A 17,037-nucleotide genomic window follows, 5' to 3' on the forward strand; every position below is an offset into this window, starting at 1 on the left:
TAACAAACAGGCCCATGGCTTCATCCCCACGGCGACGCCGCAGATCGGCCCCTGCTGCAAACCGCCTTCTCCCGCTCGCGGCCGCGGTCGCGCTGGCCGCGTGCTCGGCACCTGTCGTGCGGCCTGCTGCTCCCTCAGTGCCACTCGCGGCCACGTTTGCTCACGCCCATGACGCTCGGCCCCAAGACGCAGCCGCAGGCGCTGCGTGGTGGGCCGCCTGGGGCGACCCCACCCTCACCGCGCTGATCGAGGAGGCGCTGGGCGCCAACCAGGACATCGCCATCGCGCTCCAGCGGGTCACCCAGGCACGCGCGGGCGCGGATGCCCAGGCCTCCCGCCTGTGGCCGGCGGTGGGCGTGCAGGCCTCCGCATCGCGCAGCGACAGCGGCCTGCCCGCGCCGGTGAAACAGGGGATGCCGGACGCGCGCGTGCTGCGCGCCGGCGTCGATGTCGCCTGGGAGATCGACCTGGCAGGCGGCGTGCGCGCTGCGCACGATGCAGCGCGGGCCGACAGCGCGGCCGCCGCCGCGGGCGTGCACGGCGCGCGGCTGCTGGTCACCAGCGAGGTGGCGCGCCAGTACTTCGTGTTGCGCAGCGCACAGGAGCGGCTGCGCATCGTGCTGGCCCTGGCCGACGCTCAGCGCCAGACCGCCGCACGCGTGGCAAGCCGGCTGCGCGAAGGCCAGGCCAGTGCCTTCGACCACGACCGCGCGCGCGCCGAAGCGGACGCGCTGGATGCCCAGGTGCCGGCACTGCGGATGCTGGCCGGCACCACGCAGACCCGGCTGGCCGTGCTGCTCGGCCGCAGTCCGTCGGCGCGCGTCTTCGACGCCGACCCGGGCTTCGCCTGGCCGGCAGCGCGAGACATCGCAACGGGCCAGCCGAGCGAGCTGCTGAAACGCCGCCCCGATCTCGTTGCCGCCGAGGCCCGTGTCGCTGCCGAGGCGCTGCGCAGCGCCGAAGCCCGCGCCCAGTGGTGGCCCAAGTTGTTCCTGAGCGCCTTGGTGGGCCGCCAGGACATGCGGCTCAACGCGCTCGACCTTGCGCCGGCTCACTTCTCCAACATCGCGCTGGCCTTTGCAATGCCGGTCTTCAATGCCGGGCGCATCGACGCCGGCGTTCGCGTGCAGTCCGCGCGCGCCGACGAGGCGCTGCTCGCCTGGCAGAAGTCAGTGCTGGTGGCGGTACAGGAAGTCGAGGACAGCCTGCTCGTGCGCGCGCAGGAGGCCGAGCGCAACGCGGCTCTCGCGCTGACCGCCCAGCACCGTCGCCGCTCGCTGCAGCGTGCCGAGTCGCTGCAACGCGAAGGGCAGATCGACCTGCTGGCCCTGCTGGATGTGCAGCGCTCCGTGCTGGCCAGTGAGCTGACCTTGTCGGAGAGCCGCCTGCAGCAGGCGCTGGCCGACGTGCAGCTCTACAAGGCTCTCGGCGGCGGATTTCCCACGACGCAGCCCAGCACCCACATGACTTCACTTGCCGCAGGAACGCCCCAGTGAACAGGTTCTTTCCCACCGTCTCCTTCTCGGGCATCGCGATCGCAAGCCTGATGCTGGCCGCCTGCAGCGAACGGCCCCAGCCGGCCGCTGTCGCCAAGCCAGTCCTCGTCATGACCGTTGCACCGGCCCATGCCGCTCTGAGCCGCAGCTTCACGTCGACCATCCGCGCCCGCGTAGAAACGGAGCTGGCCTTCCGCACCGGTGGCAAGGTGGTCGAGCGGCTCGTCGAAGTTGGCGACAGCGTCAGGGCCGGCCAGGTTCTGGCCCGCCTGGACGCAGCCGACTACCAGCTGGCCGTGAAAGCGGCCGCCGATCAGGTCCAGGCCGCGACCGTGGACGCGCAGCAGGCCGCCTCGGACGAGGCGCGCCTTCGGCGGCTGCTGGCGGACGGATCGGTGGGCGCCGCAGACCACGAGCGCCAGAAGGCACGCGCCGACGCTGCAGCAGCTCGCGTGGATCAGGCGCATCGCCAGCTTGAGCTCGCACGCAATCGCGAGGGCTACGCGGCGCTGGTCGCCCCCTATGCGGGCGTCGTCACGGCCCTGCGTCTGGAGCGGGGCCAGGTGGTGGCGGAAGGCCAGCCGGTGCTGTCGCTGGCCCGTGATGGCGAACGCGAGATCGTTGCCGAACTGCCTGAGGACTGGGTCGGCCGCGCGCGCAGCCTCTCGGCCACGGCAGCCCCCTGGAGCGACCCCAAGGCGCAGGTCCGTCTCGTGCTGCGCGAGCTCGCGCCGCAGGCCAGCGCGCCGGGCCGGACCTACCGCGCGCGCTATGCCCCCGCACCCGGTTCACGCGAATCCGTGGCCGCGCTGCCGCTGGGCAGCACGATGCAACTAACGCTCTCGGCACCGCAAGCGGGCCCCGCGACCGCCGTGCTGCCGGTGACTGCGCTGGTCAAGGGCAGCGGCTCCGCTGGCGTATGGACGGTGAACGCCAAGGGCTCCGGCCTCGCGCTCACACCGGTCCAGGTGGTCGCCAACGATGACGCCACGGTTCAGGTCACGGGTCTGGCCGCGGGCAGCAGAGTCGTCATCGCGGGCGCCCAGAAGCTTGATGCGGGCATGGCCGTGCGCGCCATCGAGCGCGCGCCCGACGCCGCAACCGCCACCGTCGTCAAGAGCAGTTCATGAAGCGCTTCAACCTATCCGAGTGGGCCGTCACGCACCGGCCGATGGTGCTGTTCCTGATCATCCTGACGCTCATCGTCGGCAGCATTTCGTTCAGCCGGCTGGGCCGGCTGGAGGACCCGAACTTTGACGTGCCGCAGATGACGGCCATCGTGGTGTGGCCCGGCGCCACCGCGCAGGACGTGCAGGACCAGGTGCTCAACCGCATCGAGCGCCGCCTGCAGGAGCTGGACCACTTCGAGTACGTGCGCAGCTTCTCGCGCCAGGGCTACGGCGGCATCACGCTGTGGATGAAAGGCGGCAGCAGCAAGGCGGAGCTGGACAACGCCTGGTACCAGGCGCGCAAGAAGATCGGCGACATGCGCCAGGAGTTCCCGGAGGGCGTGCGCGGGCCGTTCTTCAACGACGAGTACAACGACCGCTACAGCGTGCTGTACGCGCTGAGCGCGCCGGAGCTGTCGATGGCCGAACTGCTGACGCTGACCGAGGACGTGAAGCGCCGACTCCAAAGCGTGCCCGGCGCCGGCAAGGTGGACGTGCTGGGCAAGCAGGCCGAACGTGTGTACGTCGAGTTGTCGACCCGCCGCCTGGCGTCGCTCGGCATCGCGCCGACGGCGGTGTTCGACGCGCTGGCACGCCAGAACCTGGTGACGCCCGCCGGCTCGGCGGACGCCACGCACGACCGTGTACAGGTGCGCGTGGACGGCGGCCTCAAGAACGCCGCGGACGTCGCCGACGTGACGCTGGAAGTCGGCGGCCAGTTGCTGCGGCTGGCAGACATCGCGACCGTGCGCGCCGGCTACGAGGACCCGCCCAGCTTCAGCATCCGTCACAACGGCGTGCCGGTGCTGGCCATCGGCGTGACCATGCAGGCCAACGGCAACGTGCTGGACTTCGGCAAGGCGCTGGCGCAGCGGCTGGCCCAGATCAGGCAGGAGATCCCCGCCGGGGTGGAGATCCAGCAGTACGCCGACCAGCCGCGCGTGGTGGCCGAGTCGGTCTGGGAATTCGAGCGCTCGTTCCTGGAAGCACTGGCCATCGTGCTGGCGGTGTCCTTCCTGTTCCTCGGCTGGCGCACCGGCATCGTGGTCGCCGCATCGGTGCCCCTGGTGCTCGCGCTGGTCGCAGCCGTCATGCATGCCGCCGGCTGGAACCTCGACCGGATCTCGCTGGGCGCGCTGATCATCGCGCTGGGCCTGCTGGTGGACGACGCGATCATCGCCGTCGAGATGATGGTGGTGAAGCTGGAGGAAGGCTGGGACCGCCTGCGCGCAGCGACCTACGCCTACACGTCCACCGCGTTCCCGATGCTGACCGGCACGCTGGTCACGGCCGCGGGGTTCATGCCGGTGGGGTTCGCCAAGTCCATCGCCGGCCAGTACGCGGGCGGCATCTTCTGGGTGGTGGGGACGGCGCTGATCCTGTCGTGGCTGGTGGCCGTGATCTTCACGCCCTACCTCGGCGTGTTGCTGCTGCCGAAGAACCTGGCCTCACGGCACGCGCACAGCGCCCATCACGACCCCTATGACCGGCCGGTCTACCGCCGGCTGCGCAGCATCATCGACTGGGCCGTGCATCGCCGCGCCTGGGTGCTCGTCATCACGGTGCTGGCCTTCGGCATCGCCGGCGCCGGCATGCTGAAGGTGCAGCAGCAGTTCTTCCCGACGGCGTCGCGGCCGGAGTTGCTGGTTGACCTGCGGCTGCGCGAAGGTGCCTCCTTCGCCGCCACTGCGCATCAGGTGGAGCTGCTCGAAGCCAGGCTGGCCAAGGACCCGGACATCGAGTTCTTCACGGCCTACACCGGCGCGGGCACACCGCGCTTCTACCTGTCGATCCAGCCGGAGCTGCCCAACCCGGGTTTCGCCCAGTTCGTCATCAAGACGGCAGGCACCGAACAGCGCGAGCGCGTGCGCGCCCGCCTGATGGCGCTGTTCGACAAGGACGAGTCCTTCCCTGACGTCAGGGCGCGCGTGCAGCGCCTGGAGTTCGGCCCGCCGGTGGGCTTCCCGGTGCAGTTCCGCGTGATCGGTCCGGACAAGGCGCAGGTGCGCGAGATCGCCTACCGCGTGCGCGACGCGGTGCGCCAGAGCCCGCTGGTGCGCGATACGCAGCTGGACTGGAACGAGCAGGTGCGCGCCATGCAGGTTCATGTCGACCAGGACAAGGCGCGGCTGCTGGGCCTGTCCACGGCGGACGTCCAGGGCCTGGTGCAGACCGCGCTGGACGGTGCGCCGGTGACGCAGATCCGCCGCGGCGAGGAGCTCATCGACGTGGTGGTGCGGGCGGCGCCCGAGGAGCGCAAGCGCATCGGCCAGCTGGGCGACCTGCAGCTCTTCACGCGCAGCGGCGCCACCGTGCCGCTGTCGCAGCTGGCCCGCGTCGAGCCCGGGTTCGAGGAGCCGGTGCTGTGGCGGCGCAACCGCGACATGGCACTCACCGTGCGCAGCGACGTCGTCGACGGTGTCCAGGGTCCGGACGCCACCGCCAAGATCCGGCCGTCGCTACGGCCCATCATCGACAGCCTGCCGGCGGGCTACCGCATCGAGGAAGGCGGCGCGATCGAGGAAAGCGACAAGGCCAACGTGGCGCTGTTTGCGGTGTTCCCGGCGATGTTCGCGGTGATGCTGACGCTGCTGATGATCCAGCTGCAGAGCTTCTCGCGGCTGTTCATGGTGTTCATGACGGCGCCGCTGGCGCTGATCGGCGTGGTGCCGGCGCTGTTGCTGTTCAACGCGCCGTTCGGCTTCGTCGCGCTGCTGGGCGTGATTGCGCTCAGCGGCATGATCATGCGCAACGCCATCATCCTGGTCGACCAGATCGACCAGGACATCGCGCGCGGCGTCGCGCCCTGGGCCGCCATCGTCGACGCCACGGTGCGGCGCTCGCGCCCGGTGGTGCTGACCGCCGCAGCAGCGGTGCTGGCCATGATCCCGCTCTCGCACAGCGTGTTCTGGGGGCCGATGGCCATCGCAATCATGGGCGGGCTGGTGGTGGCCACCGCGCTGACCCTCGTCTTCGTGCCGGCGCTGTACGCCGCCTGGTTCCGCATCCGGCGCGACAGCGCGGCGACGGCGCCCTCCACGGCACAGCCGGCACCGGACGCACGACTGGCAGGCGGAGGGGCCCATGCCTGACCGCCCCGACGCCGCGCCCGCCGCAGCCTTTCCCGCCCACCCCTCCACCCACCACACGGAGCCCATCACCATGGATGACGTCATCATCATCGGCGGCAGCTTCGCAGGCCTTGCGGCCGCGCTGCAGCTCGGCCGGACAGGCCGCAAGGTCACGGTCCTCGACACCGGCATGCCGCGCAACCGCTTCGCCGGCCACTCGCATGGCGTGCTCGGCCACGATCACAAGCCGCCGGCAGACATCCTGGCCGAGGCACGGCGACAGTTGATGCGCTATCCCGCGATCACACAGGTCAATGCCCGGGCGGACCGGGTCTTCGGCGCCATCGACAACTTCACCGTCGTCACTGGTGATGGCCAGAGCCTGGCGGCGCGCCGCGTGATCCTGAGCTACGGCGTCGCCGACCAGCTGCCCCAGGTGCCGGGCTTCGCCGAAAGCTGGGGCACGTCCATCGTGCCCTGCCCCTACTGCGACGGATTCGAGTTCGCCGGCCGGCATTGGGGTCTCATCTGGTCGGGCCCGCAGTCGCACCAGTCCGCCAGGCTTTTCCTCGACTGGACCGACCAATTGACGGTCTTCGCCGATGGTCACGACATCGCCCCCGATGTCCAGGCGGACCTGGCGCGCCGCAAGATCGCCGTCGTCGATGGCCGCATCATCGAGATCGCGCATCGCCAGGGCCGCATCGCCACCGTCAATCTCGAGTCCGGTCGGCATGTTGCGGTGGACGTCGTGTTCGCCCATCCACGCATCAGGCCGTCCGCCGGCCTGCATGAGTCCCTTGGCCTCGCGGCGGTGGACACGCCCACCGGCATCGTCCTCAAGGTCGACGAACGCCGCCAGACCAGCATGCCGGGCATCTACGCCGCCGGCGACCTCGCCACACCCTTCCTGCCCTCCGTCACCCAGGCAACGTGGCAGGGGGCCATGGCGGGCATCTTCGCCCAGCAGTCGATGCTGACCTGAGTCCACCGCCCCTTCAGCGGTGGGCGCCGTCCGCCGCAGAAGCGCGATCCCACATGACGACGCGTCACGCGTGCCGGGGCACGCGTGGGGCAGCGCCATGCCCTCATCTATCTGCCTCATCCACCTCACCCAACGAGAGATCTCCATGACCAAGCAAGCTGTCGTCCTGATCACAGGCGTTTCCTCCGGCATCGGGCTCGCGGCGGCCAAGACGTTTGTCGCGCGCGGCAGCCGCGTGTTCGGCACGGTCCGCAACCTCGCGGATGCCGCCGCGATCGCCGGTGTCGAGCTGGTCGAGATGGACGTGCGCAGCGACGCCTCCGTGGCCGCCGGGGTGCGCGCAGTGGTGAACCGCGCCGGGCATGTCGATGTCCTCGTCAACAACGCCGGCGTGAACATGGTGGGCGCGGTGGAGGAGACCCAGCCTGCCGAAGCGGCCGCCCTGTTCGACACCAACGTACTGGGCGTGCTCAGGGTCTCGCAGGCGGTGCTGCCGCACATGCGGGCGCAGCGGCAGGGCAGGATCATCAACGTCAGCTCCGTGCTGGGTTTCCTGCCGGCCCCCTACATGGGCGTCTATGCCGCCTCCAAGCACGCCGTCGAAGGGTTGTCCGAATCGTTGGACCACGAGGTGCGCCAGTTCGGCATCCGCGTGACCCTGGTCCAACCCTCCTACACAAAGACCCGTCTCGACGCCAACTCGCCCCAGGCGGCCACGTTGCTCAAGGCCTACGACGAGGAGCGCCAACGGGTCTCGCGGTCGTTCGCTGCCCATGTCGATGGCGGCGATGACCCGGCAACCGTGGCCAACACCATCGTCGACGCGGCGCTCGGCACCTGGCGCATGCGCCGCCCCTCGCCTGGCCAGGCCTCGCTGCTGAGCAAGCTGCGCCGCTTCATGCCCGCCGGTCCCGTCGACAAGAGCCTGCGCAAGCAGCTCGGCCTGGGCTGAGCCCGGGCCGCCGCGCATTTCGTTCGGCAAGCCATTGCCGAGCTACGCCCCGCGCGGGGCCAACCGTGCTGGCATCCACGTCAGCAACATCCATGTGAGGCATCCATGTATCCCAAGACTCCCTACTCCGCGGCTGTCGTTCTCGCCCTTTCAGCGCCGCTGTGCATCGCTCAGCCACCTGCCCAGGAGAGCAGGAAGCGAGATGACAAGCCCGTGGCCGCACCGGCCGCGCAGGGCAGCTGTCGCAACATCAGTGCCGAGATCCGCTCGGGTGCTCCTCTCACGCGCGAGATCGTCATCGCGGAGATGATCCGCGCGCGGGCGGAGGGCGAAATGGACTACCACATCAGCTCGACGCCGCCTGCTGTCTATCGGCCGATGTGCGAGCCGGCGCCCAAGCCGGGTGTGGCCCCGGCGAACGCCAAGTAGCCCCCCCGGCGCGCATGCAAAAGGTCGCGCAGGGGCGCTCAGGCGCGTTGAAGCCGGCCGCGCGTTCAGCCCCGCGCGCGTCGCCGGGCGGCCGCGCCGGCCAGCAGCGCCAGCCCGGCCGCCAGCAGCACCGCCTGCGCGGGCTCGGGCACGGCGGCGGCCAGCACCTCGGCCTGCCAGTAGCTCGGCAGATGCAGGTACGGGTTGCCGCTGGCCAGCGTGCCGTCCGTGATGTAGATGGCGCCCAGCCCGGCCTGCCTGGCCAGCGACATCACCTGCTGCATCTGGGCGACGCCGGCCACACCGTGGACGATGGCACCGGTCGTGGCGGCATCGGTGAGCTGGCCGAGGAACGGGCCGTTGACGAAGTCGCTGAACGAGCCTTCGAAGCTCATCAGCCTGCTGGTGACGGCGGCATAGCCCGCGGCGGGCGTCACGCCCGGGTTGCCGACGATCTGCCAGCCGGGATGCGCGGCGCGCAAGCCGTCGCTGACGGTCTTGTAGAACGGCAGCGTGCCGGCCTGCGAGGCCATCTCGTCGAGGAACACGCCGTCGACGCCGTACCAGGCGGCGTAGCGCTGCGCGTCCGCGAGCACGTCGGCCGTCGACCGCGTGGGCGGCACCTCCGGCGTGCAGTGGCTGACGCCGTAGCAGGTGTAGACGTAGCCCAGCACCTTGCCACCGGCGGCGCGGAAGGCGTTCACCGCGCTGACGTAGTCGCTGTTGGACGCGGTGCCGGGGCCGTTGCCCGGGTTCATGATGGCCGTGATCTGCACGCCCTGCCCGGCCACGGCGGTCATGTCCTTCCACTCGTTCTGCGACGGCATCCAGGACGGGTAGAAGTAGGCCGGCACGATGATCTCGATGGCCGCAGCGAAGGGCGACGCGGCGGCCAGGGCCAGCGCGGCGAGGGTGGTCTTGAGGCGTTTCATGGTCAGAGGTTCCGGTGGATTGGCGCGCTTCAGCGCACGGTCAGCGTGGTGCCGGCGGCGAAGGCGCCCAGCGTCGCATTCCAGGACTGCGCCCGGGCGGCGTTGTCCGCATTGGCGGGGCGCACGCTGTAGCGCACGTCGTTGCGCAGCGTGGCCGCGCCGTCCGGCAGCGCCAGCAGCACGTCGTAGGCGCCCGTCGGCGTGCCGGCGGGGATGGTGAAGGCCGTCGACACGGTGCTGGTGGCGTTGGGCAGCCAGGTGCGCGGGTCCACCGCCGACAGCGTGATGCGCACGACAGCGCCGCTGGTCTTGTGGCGCAGCACCAGCACCGCGGCCCGCGGGTTGTAGGCGCGCGCCCAGCCGCTGTTGCGCACCGTCAGCAGCAGGTCGCCCGACTGCCCGGCCGCCACTTCCGCGCTGTGCCGCAGCGTGGCGAGCTCGAAGCGGTAGCCCAGATTGCGCCTGACTTCGGCCATGCAGCCTTGCGTCTCCCACCGGGTGTGGAACACGTCGCGGTAGTAGTCGTTGTTCAGGTAGGTCAGGTTGAACTGCCGGCCCTCGTTGAGGATGTCGGCGCAGGCGGTGCGCGGCACCGCGCCGGCCTCGTCGGCGGGGTTGCAGGTCTCGCCGCCGAAGGGCGCCACGCGCGACAGCGAGGCGGTGTAGTCGCGCTGGGCCTGGCGGGTGGCCGCGTCCTCGCTGTAGGTGCCGACGTCGGTGGCCGAGGCCAGGAAGCAGTCGTTGTGCACGCCGATGCGGGAGGCGGCCGAACCGTCGCGCCAGCCCGGCACCTGGGCCGCCCACTGCATCAGGTAGGGCGGGTAGCGCAGCTGCAGGAAGCGCTCGGCCGGCAGCGCGTTCAGCAGCGCATCGCGGATCTGCGTGCGCGGGCTGGCGTCGGTGAGGTTGTTGGACGAGGTGTGCCACTCGCCCCAGGCGCCGATGAAGCCGGCCTGCAGGAAAGCGATGACGTCGGCATTGGCCGTCAGCACGGGCTTGAGCTGGTCGATGTGGCCCAGCACGCGCGCCAGCGGCGCGTCCTTCACGTTCTGGTACTCGGTCTCGTTGGCCGGGTAGTTGTAGAGGAAGCGCGGCACGACCTTGAGGCCGGCGCTGCGCGCCTTGGCGAAGCCGTCGGCGATCTGCGTGAGCAGGCTGGCGGGCAGCGCGGTGTTGGCATAGGCGTCCAGCCGCACGGCGGCGTAGACGACGCGGTAGCCGGCCTGGAACTGTGCGTCGGCCTGGGCCTGCGTCCACAGCAGCAGGTTGTCGGCAGCCCAGGTGTACATGCCGCGCTCGGGGTTGGCGATCTCGGCGGTGCTGACGGTGAAGCTGGTCTCCACCGGCGCCGGCCCGGCGGGCGGCGGCGGGGGCGGCGGGGTGGTCGCCGTGAAGCGCCAGGCCTGGTTCGCGTTGCTGGCACTGCAGGTGGCGACCGAGAAGCCCACCTGGCCCACCGCGGCGGGTGCGGTCAGGCAGAGGTTGGTCGACGCCAGCTTCAGCTGCGACGTGGTGCCACCCGACAGCGGCACGGTCTCGAAGCGCTGGCGGGTCTGGCTGGCCTGGCAGGTGCCCAGCTCGACAAACGAGCCCGAGCTGGTGCCCGTCGCGACGACGCACAGGTTGGCCTGCGCGTTGCGGAGGGTGTTGAGAGGGCTGCCCGTGGCCACGGGCGTGAAGGTGAAGTCCTGCAGCGCGGCACCGGCGGCGCAGGTCGCCAGGCGGACGTCCCAGGTGTCCACCTTGGCCTCCAGGCAGGCGTTCGACGGGTTGGACACCACCGGCACAGCGGTCGCGATGGTGGGCAGCACGGCCAGCAACGCCGAACCGGCGGCGCCGGCAAGAGTGCGTGGCAGGGGGCAGGGACGCATGGAGGGCATCAGGTTCTCCTCAAGGAATCGGGCGTCAGGCCCGATGGGGATGGCACACGGCGCGCTGGGACAGGGTGAACCGGGCCGCGCCAGCGCGAGCGCGACCGGGGCACCGGCGCGACCGGTGCCATGGGCAGTGAGACGGAGGACGGGGCCGGGCGGTTAGGGCCTGTGAACACCACGGGAGTAGGCCGCGAAGGCCCGCCGCCAGGGGCCAATCAAGGCGCAGCGTGCGGCCCGCATTGATATGCGGGCAAGCGGTGCAACGCAGAGTGGCCCCTGGCGGCGGGCCTTCCCTTCGGGTTGAGGCCAAAAAACCCGCGCGCGGCGTTGCAAATCCTCGCCGGGTATCGGACCCGGCTGCGGTTTGCGCCTTGCTCGCGGGCTTTTTGGCCTCAACGCGGCCTGCTCCCGTGGTGTTCACAGGCCCTACTCGATGCGGGCCTCGCCCCAGGTCACGACGACGGGCCCGGCGGGTTCGGCCCCGTGCTGGCGCGCGATCAGCTCGATCAGCCTCACGCCGCGCAGGTCGGCGCCGAGTTCGCGCGCCGGCTGGTTGAACTTCATCGGCGGCGTGGCCGCGAGCCGGCGGCCGTCGCCCCAGACTTCGAAGCTGACCGCGGCGGTCTTGCCGCGCGTCGAGTCGTCCACGCCGACGCGGGCCGTGAAGCGCTGCGAACCGGGCGCCACCTGCACCTGCAGCCGCGAGTCGGCCAGCACGCCGACGCCGTGGCGAAACACCTGGCGCTGCACGCTGAGGGCCTGGTCGTAGGGCGTCGAGTCGGCGCGCGGGCCGCCCCAGCCGGCGTAGGCCGGGCGGGTGCCGCCGTTGTCGGTGGTGGACCACGACGCCAGTGCGCGGTAGCCAATCGGGTCCTGCTCCAGCGCGCGGATACCGTCGCGCGCCACGTAGACGTTGCCGGGCCGCTCGGACACGAAGTAGCCGCGCGGCAGCAGGTGCCGGCCGGTGGCGGTGAACAGCAGCGCCTCGCGCGGCTGCAGCTCGAACTCCTTGCTGCCGGTGAACGTGCCCGCATCGGCGCGCGCCCAGGCGTCGCGCAGCGCGATGGGCGCGGCGGCGTCCATCTTCAGGTGCTCGGCGGTCAGCGTGAACTTGGCGGTCACGCCGGTGCGGTTGAACAGCAGCACCGCCTTGCGTCCATCGGCCAGCGTCTTCACGAGGATCTGCCGGTCGCTGTCGGCGTAGGCAATGACGCCCTGGTGGCCGGCGGGGTCCTGGTTGATGGCAATGACCTCGGGCGCCTTCAGCATGTCGATCAGCGCGGGCGAGGCCTTGGACAGGTCGGTGCCGATCATCAGCGGCGCCGCGGCGATGGCCCACAAGCCCAGGTGGGTGCGCGCCTCCAGAAGGTGGCTGCCGTCGAACTCGCCGTTGCCGATCTCCAGCATGTCGGGGTCGTTCCAACGTCCCGGGCCGGCGTAGAACTCGCGCGTGGCGACGGTGTCGAAGTTGTGCACCATCTGCGAGAAGCTGTTGGCGATGTCGCGGCTGGTGCGCCACATCGTGCCGTGGTCCTGCCCCCAGGAGCGGACGTTGACGGTGCCCCACAGGCACACCGACAGCACGTAGTCGCCACGCGGCCGCACCTCGCGCAGCGCATCGCGCAGGCCGGCGTAGAGCTTCCTGGTGCCGTCGACGTCGGACTGGTTGATGTTGCCTTCGACGATGGTGGGCTTGTATTCGCGGTACTGGCCCGAGGCGACGTGCGGCCGGTCGCGGCCGTAGGAGGACAGGCCGCAGCCATCCACCTTCAGGTAGTCGAAATTCCACTCGCCAAAGAACAGCGCCACGTCCTGGCGCATGAAGCCCATCAGCCCCACCTCGCGCTCGGCGGCCGTGCCCTCGGGCAGGTTGGGGCTGTCGGCGTCGTAGGCCTGCGAGCAGGCGTTGCGGCCGATGTCGGTGTACAGGCCCGCCTTCAGGCCCATCGCGTGGATGCGGTCGGTGAAGGGCCGCAGCGAGGTGTCGGCGCCCGTGGCCGCGCTGGGGAACAGCCCCGTGCGCACCTGCAGCCGGCCGTCGGCCGTGCGGCGCTTGAGCCACCAGCCGTCGTCCACGTTGATGCTGCGGTAGCCGGCGGCGGCCAGGCCCGAGTCGACGATGACGCGGGCCGAGTCCAGCACCTTCTGCTCGGTGATGTCGACGCGGAAGGCGTTCCAGCTGGACCAGCCCATCGGCGGCGTGGGCGCCGTGCCGACGGGCTGGTGCTGCCAGCGGCCGGTGGCCTCCAGCGTCGGCTGGGCGTGGGCCTGGGCCGAGAACGCGACGAGCAGGGAGAGGGCGAGCAGTTTCATGCGGCGGTCTGCAGTCGGCCGAAAACGGCCGGGACGTGGAAGTCGGGCGTGGCGGTGTGCGTCGGGCTCCACGCGGAGTACACGCGGCCCGCGCCCTGCCCTTCGACGCGGAACAGGTTCAGGCGCCAGCCGTCGTCGGCGCCCGCTGCACGGGTCATGGGCACGGCCAGCTCGGCGGTCCAGACCTTGCCCGGCGCATCGACGTGCGTCCGGGCGCGGCTGTCGCCGACGATGCGCTTCTTGCCCGACGCCTCGACGGCGATCTCCAGCAGCAACCCGTTGGGCGCCACCTGCACCTCGCGGTAGCTCTTCAGCCCCGCACGGCCCGGAGGCTGCAGGAAGACCTCGACGACATCGCGCTCCCACAGCGGCCAGATGTCGGTGGCCGACGCTGCCTGCTCGTGGACGCTCAACGCCTCGTACCTGCAGATGAAGCGCAGGAACAGCGTGCCCGCGCCGCGCAGCAGCTGCACGCGCGTGGACTGCGGGCCGGCGAGCACCCGGCCCTGCCAGTCGTGGCGGAAGAAGCTGGTGGGCGCATCGGCCCACTGCGACGCGAGCGGGAAGCCGTCGGCGCCCACCTGCGCCACGCGGCCGGCGAAGGCGACGGGCAGCGTGTCGGGCGCCTCGGGATGCGCCTCGATCAGCAGGCTGTGCGTGAAGCGCACGGGCAGCGTGGGCTTGTCGGCACTCACCACGCCGAGCGCCTTGCCCTGCAACGAGTCGCGCAGCCGCCAGCGCCCGGCGCCCAGGCCGCGCAGCGTGACCGGGCCGTCCCAGGTGTCGGCATAGAACGCGTAGTGCAGCGCGCCGCCCTGCTCGACGACGTGGGTCTCGGGCTTGTCGAACCCCAGGTCGTACAGCTCGCCGCGGTAGCGGCCCTCGGCCAGGCGCAGCCGGCCGTACAGGTCCACCCAGCGGCGCCAGTGCTGCTCGCGCTCGGGCGTCAGCAGGAAGCTGTCCTTGGGCTTGGGGTCCACCGGCCACGTGAACTTGGTGGCCACGACGGCACCGATGCCGACGCTGGAGGCGAAGTCCTGCCCGCCGGTGCTCAGCTCCACGTGGTCGCCGGCGTAGGCGGACCACGGGCCCATCAGCGCCTTCAGCGTCTTGCCCTTGTGGCGCACCTGCCAGCTGGACAGCGGGTCCGACGCGGGCGCCTGGTCCATGAACGGCATGTTGTGGAAGGCATAGCTGGTGCCGCAGGGGCACACCTCCACCACCGCCTCCGGGTTGGCCGCGTGGGCCACGTCGTGCATGACCTTGTAGAAGGTGGACACGGCTTCCACCGATGCCTCGGGCCGCGCGTGCTTGTGCCTGGGGTTGAAGCAGGGCGCCACGCCGTTGAGGTGCTGGCCGTCGACCTTGAGGCCGTCGAAGCCCCAGTCGCCGATGATCATCTGGATCGTCGCGGCCAGGCGCGCCTGCGTCTTGTCGTAGGCGGGGCACAGGTAGAAGCTGTTCCACCACGTCACGTTCTGCACCGCGCCGTCCTTGTCCAGCAGCAGCAGGTCGGTGTGGTCGTGCAGCTCGTCGCTGCCGGGCGCCACGGCCAGCGGCGCGATCCACAGCCGCGCCTTCATGCCGCGGGCGTGGATGTCGGCCACCAGCGCCTTCATGTCGTCGGCGCCGCGCGGGAACTTGGCCAGGTCGGGCGTCCAGTCACCGGTCCTGACCTGCCAGCCGTCGTCCAGCACCGCCCACTTGAAGCCCAGCTCCTGCACCTTGGGCAGCGTGGCGCGCACGTAGTCCAGCGAGAAGTCGCGCTCGTAGCCCCAGGCGCACCACTGCGGCTCGTAGGCGCTGGCGGGCGCCTCGGGCGCGGCCAGGCCCTGCGCGGCCATCAGGCGGCGGTAGCGGTCCAGCGGCACGAAGAAGTCGCCGCGGTGCACGGCGATGAAGGCGGGCGGGGTGGCCAGCACCTGGCCCGGCGCCAGCGTCTGCGGCGCATCGCCGCGCAACGAGAGCTCGACGGCCTCCCCCACGGCCTTCACGGGCAGCGCGACGAGCTGCGGTTGAAGCGCGAGGTGGCCGACGGCGACGCCCACGTCACGCCGCCACACATCCACCACCGGCGTGCCGCCGCCGTAGTCGGACGCGTTCATGCCCATGAAGTTGCGCTGCTCGAAGCCGCGCTTCACAGGCTGGATCCAGTCGCGCCGGTCGGCGTGGCTGGCACCGGAGTAGGTCCACCAGCCGCCAGCATGGCGCGGCGCGGCGGCCAGGCGGTGGGCGGCGCTGGCCCAGGCGTCGATGACGATGGGCTGGTCGCCGGTGTTGGCGTAGCTGACGTCCAGCAGCGCCACGCCGGGGTGCTCGTCCAACAGCGTCACGGTGACGCGCTTCTCCAGGCCCTCGGCGGCGCGGCCGGACAGCTGCAGGCGCTGGCCAGCGCCGAACACGGTGTCGGCGCGCGACGGCTCGGCACGCTGCAGCGCGAAGCGCCCGACCTCGCGGCCCTTGACGACGACGTGTTCGCTGGCGTCGAAGCCGGTCAGCGTGACGGGCCGAGGGCCGGCCAGGCTGACGAGGCGGCAGCGCATCTGGTCGTCGAACTGCAGCGACACGGCGCTGTCCTGCACGCGCACATGGCCACGGCCCTCGGCGGCCTGCGCCAGCGGCAGCTGCGTGGCCAGCGGCGCGGCGCCCAGCCACTGCAGAAAGGCTCGGCGCGCGGTCATCGCTTCGCTCCCCACGCGGCCGGGAAGGTCCGCTCGGCGTTGCGGCGGTAGAGCTTGTCGACCACGGTCTTCGGCAGCCCCAGCCCTTGCACCGGCTGGTCGAGGTCGGCCACCTTGAAGCGATCCGTCGTGTTGAAGTAGCGCCAGTGCATGCGCCACACGCCCTCGGCTTCGCGGGCCAGCGCGGCGCCGTCCTGGTCGGGCGCCTGCGCCATGTCGCTGCCGTAGAGGATGCGGTCCTGGTACTGGATGAAGAAGCGGCGCACGCGCTCGCGGTCCTGCTGGCTCTGGTGCTGCAGCTGGCCGATGCGGGCGGCCACGTCGACGACGGCGGTGGGGAAGCGGTCCAGGAAGGTGGCCAGCTCGTTCACGTCGCGCTCCAGCGACGCGAGGTGCATGCCGACGAAGCGCAGCCCGGGGTGGGCCGCCACCATGCGGTCACGCGCGGCCATCTGCGCCTCCCAGCTGGGCATCTCGGGGTGCAGGTGCATGTGGTACTGCGGGTGGGCCTTGAAGTAGGCGCGGTCATTGTTGACCGTCATCTTCTCCAGTGGCAGCCAGCAGTTGTGCGGCTCGCCCTGGTGGCCCAGCAGCGGGATGCCCTGGCGGGCGAAGTCGTCGAACAACGGCGCGAAGCGGGCGTCGTCGATCATCACCAGCTTCTCGTCGGCGCCACGCAGGCTCATGCCGATGTTCTTCCACACCTTCACGCCCACGGCGCCGGCCTGCAGGGCCGCGGCGATGCGCTGGCGCGTGGCGGGCAGCCAGGCGGGCTGGTCGGAGCCGTCCACCGGGAAGCTGGCAGCCCAGGCGACGTCGCGCGGGAACTGCTTGCGCAGCTCGACGGCCACGCGCTGCTGGTCGTCCAGCGGCGGGAAGTCGGGGTAATCGACGTTGATCGTCAGCACCTTGAAGCTCTGGCGCCGGGCCGCCTGCATGAACGCCGGCGCGGCGTTGTGCAGGTGCAGGTGGGCGTCGATCTTGGGCACCCGCGCGTAGTCAGCCATCGTGTAGCTGGGCGCATCTGCTGCGTGTGCGGAGAAAAAAGCCGCCCCGGCAAGCAGGGCGGCAACGGAGGAGACAACAAGTCGCATATCAGTCAATCAATCATGTCTTGCGGGCCGAGCGCCGGGCC

At 71.0% G+C, this 17,037-nt stretch carries 11 protein-coding genes; 6 read left to right on the forward strand and 5 right to left on the reverse strand.

Features of this window, described 5'->3' with window-relative positions; translation table 11 throughout:
- Window positions 1–14: 14 nt before the first annotated feature.
- From ACG04Q_RS22210 to ACG04Q_RS22235, 6 genes are all read left to right on the forward strand, one after another.
- Window positions 15–1,496 carry an efflux transporter outer membrane subunit gene (locus ACG04Q_RS22210; protein WP_394513668.1) on the forward strand — a complete coding sequence of 494 codons (1,482 nt, stop codon included), beginning with the start codon at window positions 15–17 and terminating at the stop codon, window positions 1,494–1,496.
- Window positions 1,493–2,626, forward strand: coding sequence for an efflux RND transporter periplasmic adaptor subunit (locus tag ACG04Q_RS22215; RefSeq protein ID WP_394513669.1), 1,134 nt, complete (start codon window positions 1,493–1,495; stop codon window positions 2,624–2,626). The genes ACG04Q_RS22210 and ACG04Q_RS22215 overlap by 4 nt, the downstream gene beginning before the upstream one ends.
- Window positions 2,623–5,757 (forward strand): efflux RND transporter permease subunit, encoded by a 3,135-nt coding sequence (locus tag ACG04Q_RS22220; RefSeq protein ID WP_394513670.1) that lies wholly within the window; start codon window positions 2,623–2,625, stop codon window positions 5,755–5,757. The genes ACG04Q_RS22215 and ACG04Q_RS22220 overlap by 4 nt, the downstream gene beginning before the upstream one ends.
- A 70-nt stretch (window positions 5,758–5,827) precedes the next feature.
- Window positions 5,828–6,721, forward strand: a complete 894-nt coding sequence (locus ACG04Q_RS22225; protein WP_394513735.1) for an NAD(P)/FAD-dependent oxidoreductase — start codon at window positions 5,828–5,830, stop codon at window positions 6,719–6,721.
- 145 nt (window positions 6,722–6,866) lie between these two features.
- On the forward strand, window positions 6,867–7,673 hold the full coding sequence (locus ACG04Q_RS22230; RefSeq protein ID WP_394513671.1) for an oxidoreductase: 807 nt from the start codon (window positions 6,867–6,869) through the stop codon (window positions 7,671–7,673).
- A gap of 105 nt (window positions 7,674–7,778) precedes the next feature.
- Entirely contained in the window at window positions 7,779–8,102 is a 324-nt protein-coding gene (locus ACG04Q_RS22235; protein ID WP_394513672.1) for a hypothetical protein, read from the forward strand.
- 65 nt (window positions 8,103–8,167) lie between these two features.
- Here ACG04Q_RS22235 and ACG04Q_RS22240 read toward each other — a convergent pair whose 3' ends face one another.
- The 5 genes from ACG04Q_RS22240 to ACG04Q_RS22260 form a co-directional block, all read right to left on the reverse strand.
- The gene (locus ACG04Q_RS22240; RefSeq protein WP_394513673.1) at window positions 8,168–9,034 is read right to left on the reverse strand and encodes a spherulation-specific family 4 protein; all 867 of its coding nucleotides are present in this window, start codon (window positions 9,032–9,034) and stop codon (window positions 8,168–8,170) included.
- A 29-nt stretch (window positions 9,035–9,063) separates the two neighbouring features.
- Entirely contained in the window at window positions 9,064–10,914 is a 1,851-nt protein-coding gene (locus tag ACG04Q_RS22245) for a DUF4832 domain-containing protein (protein WP_394513674.1), read from the reverse strand.
- A gap of 420 nt (window positions 10,915–11,334) precedes the next feature.
- Window positions 11,335–13,221, reverse strand: a complete 1,887-nt coding sequence (locus ACG04Q_RS22250) for an NPCBM/NEW2 domain-containing protein (protein ID WP_394513675.1) — start codon at window positions 13,219–13,221, stop codon at window positions 11,335–11,337.
- Entirely contained in the window at window positions 13,218–15,902 is a 2,685-nt protein-coding gene (locus ACG04Q_RS22255) for an alpha-galactosidase (RefSeq protein WP_394513677.1), read from the reverse strand. Before ACG04Q_RS22255 ends, ACG04Q_RS22250 begins: the two co-directional genes overlap by 4 nt.
- Window positions 15,899–16,909: an amidohydrolase family protein gene (locus ACG04Q_RS22260; RefSeq protein ID WP_394513678.1), complete on the reverse strand. Its 1,011-nt coding sequence runs from the start codon at window positions 16,907–16,909 to the stop codon at window positions 15,899–15,901. The genes ACG04Q_RS22255 and ACG04Q_RS22260 overlap by 4 nt, the downstream gene beginning before the upstream one ends.
- Between the last annotated feature and the right edge of the window lie 128 nt (window positions 16,910–17,037).

The sequence above is a fragment of the Pelomonas lactea genome (assembly GCF_043555885.1).
In the GTDB taxonomy this organism is placed as follows: domain Bacteria; phylum Pseudomonadota; class Gammaproteobacteria; order Burkholderiales; family Burkholderiaceae_C; genus Pelomonas; species Pelomonas lactea.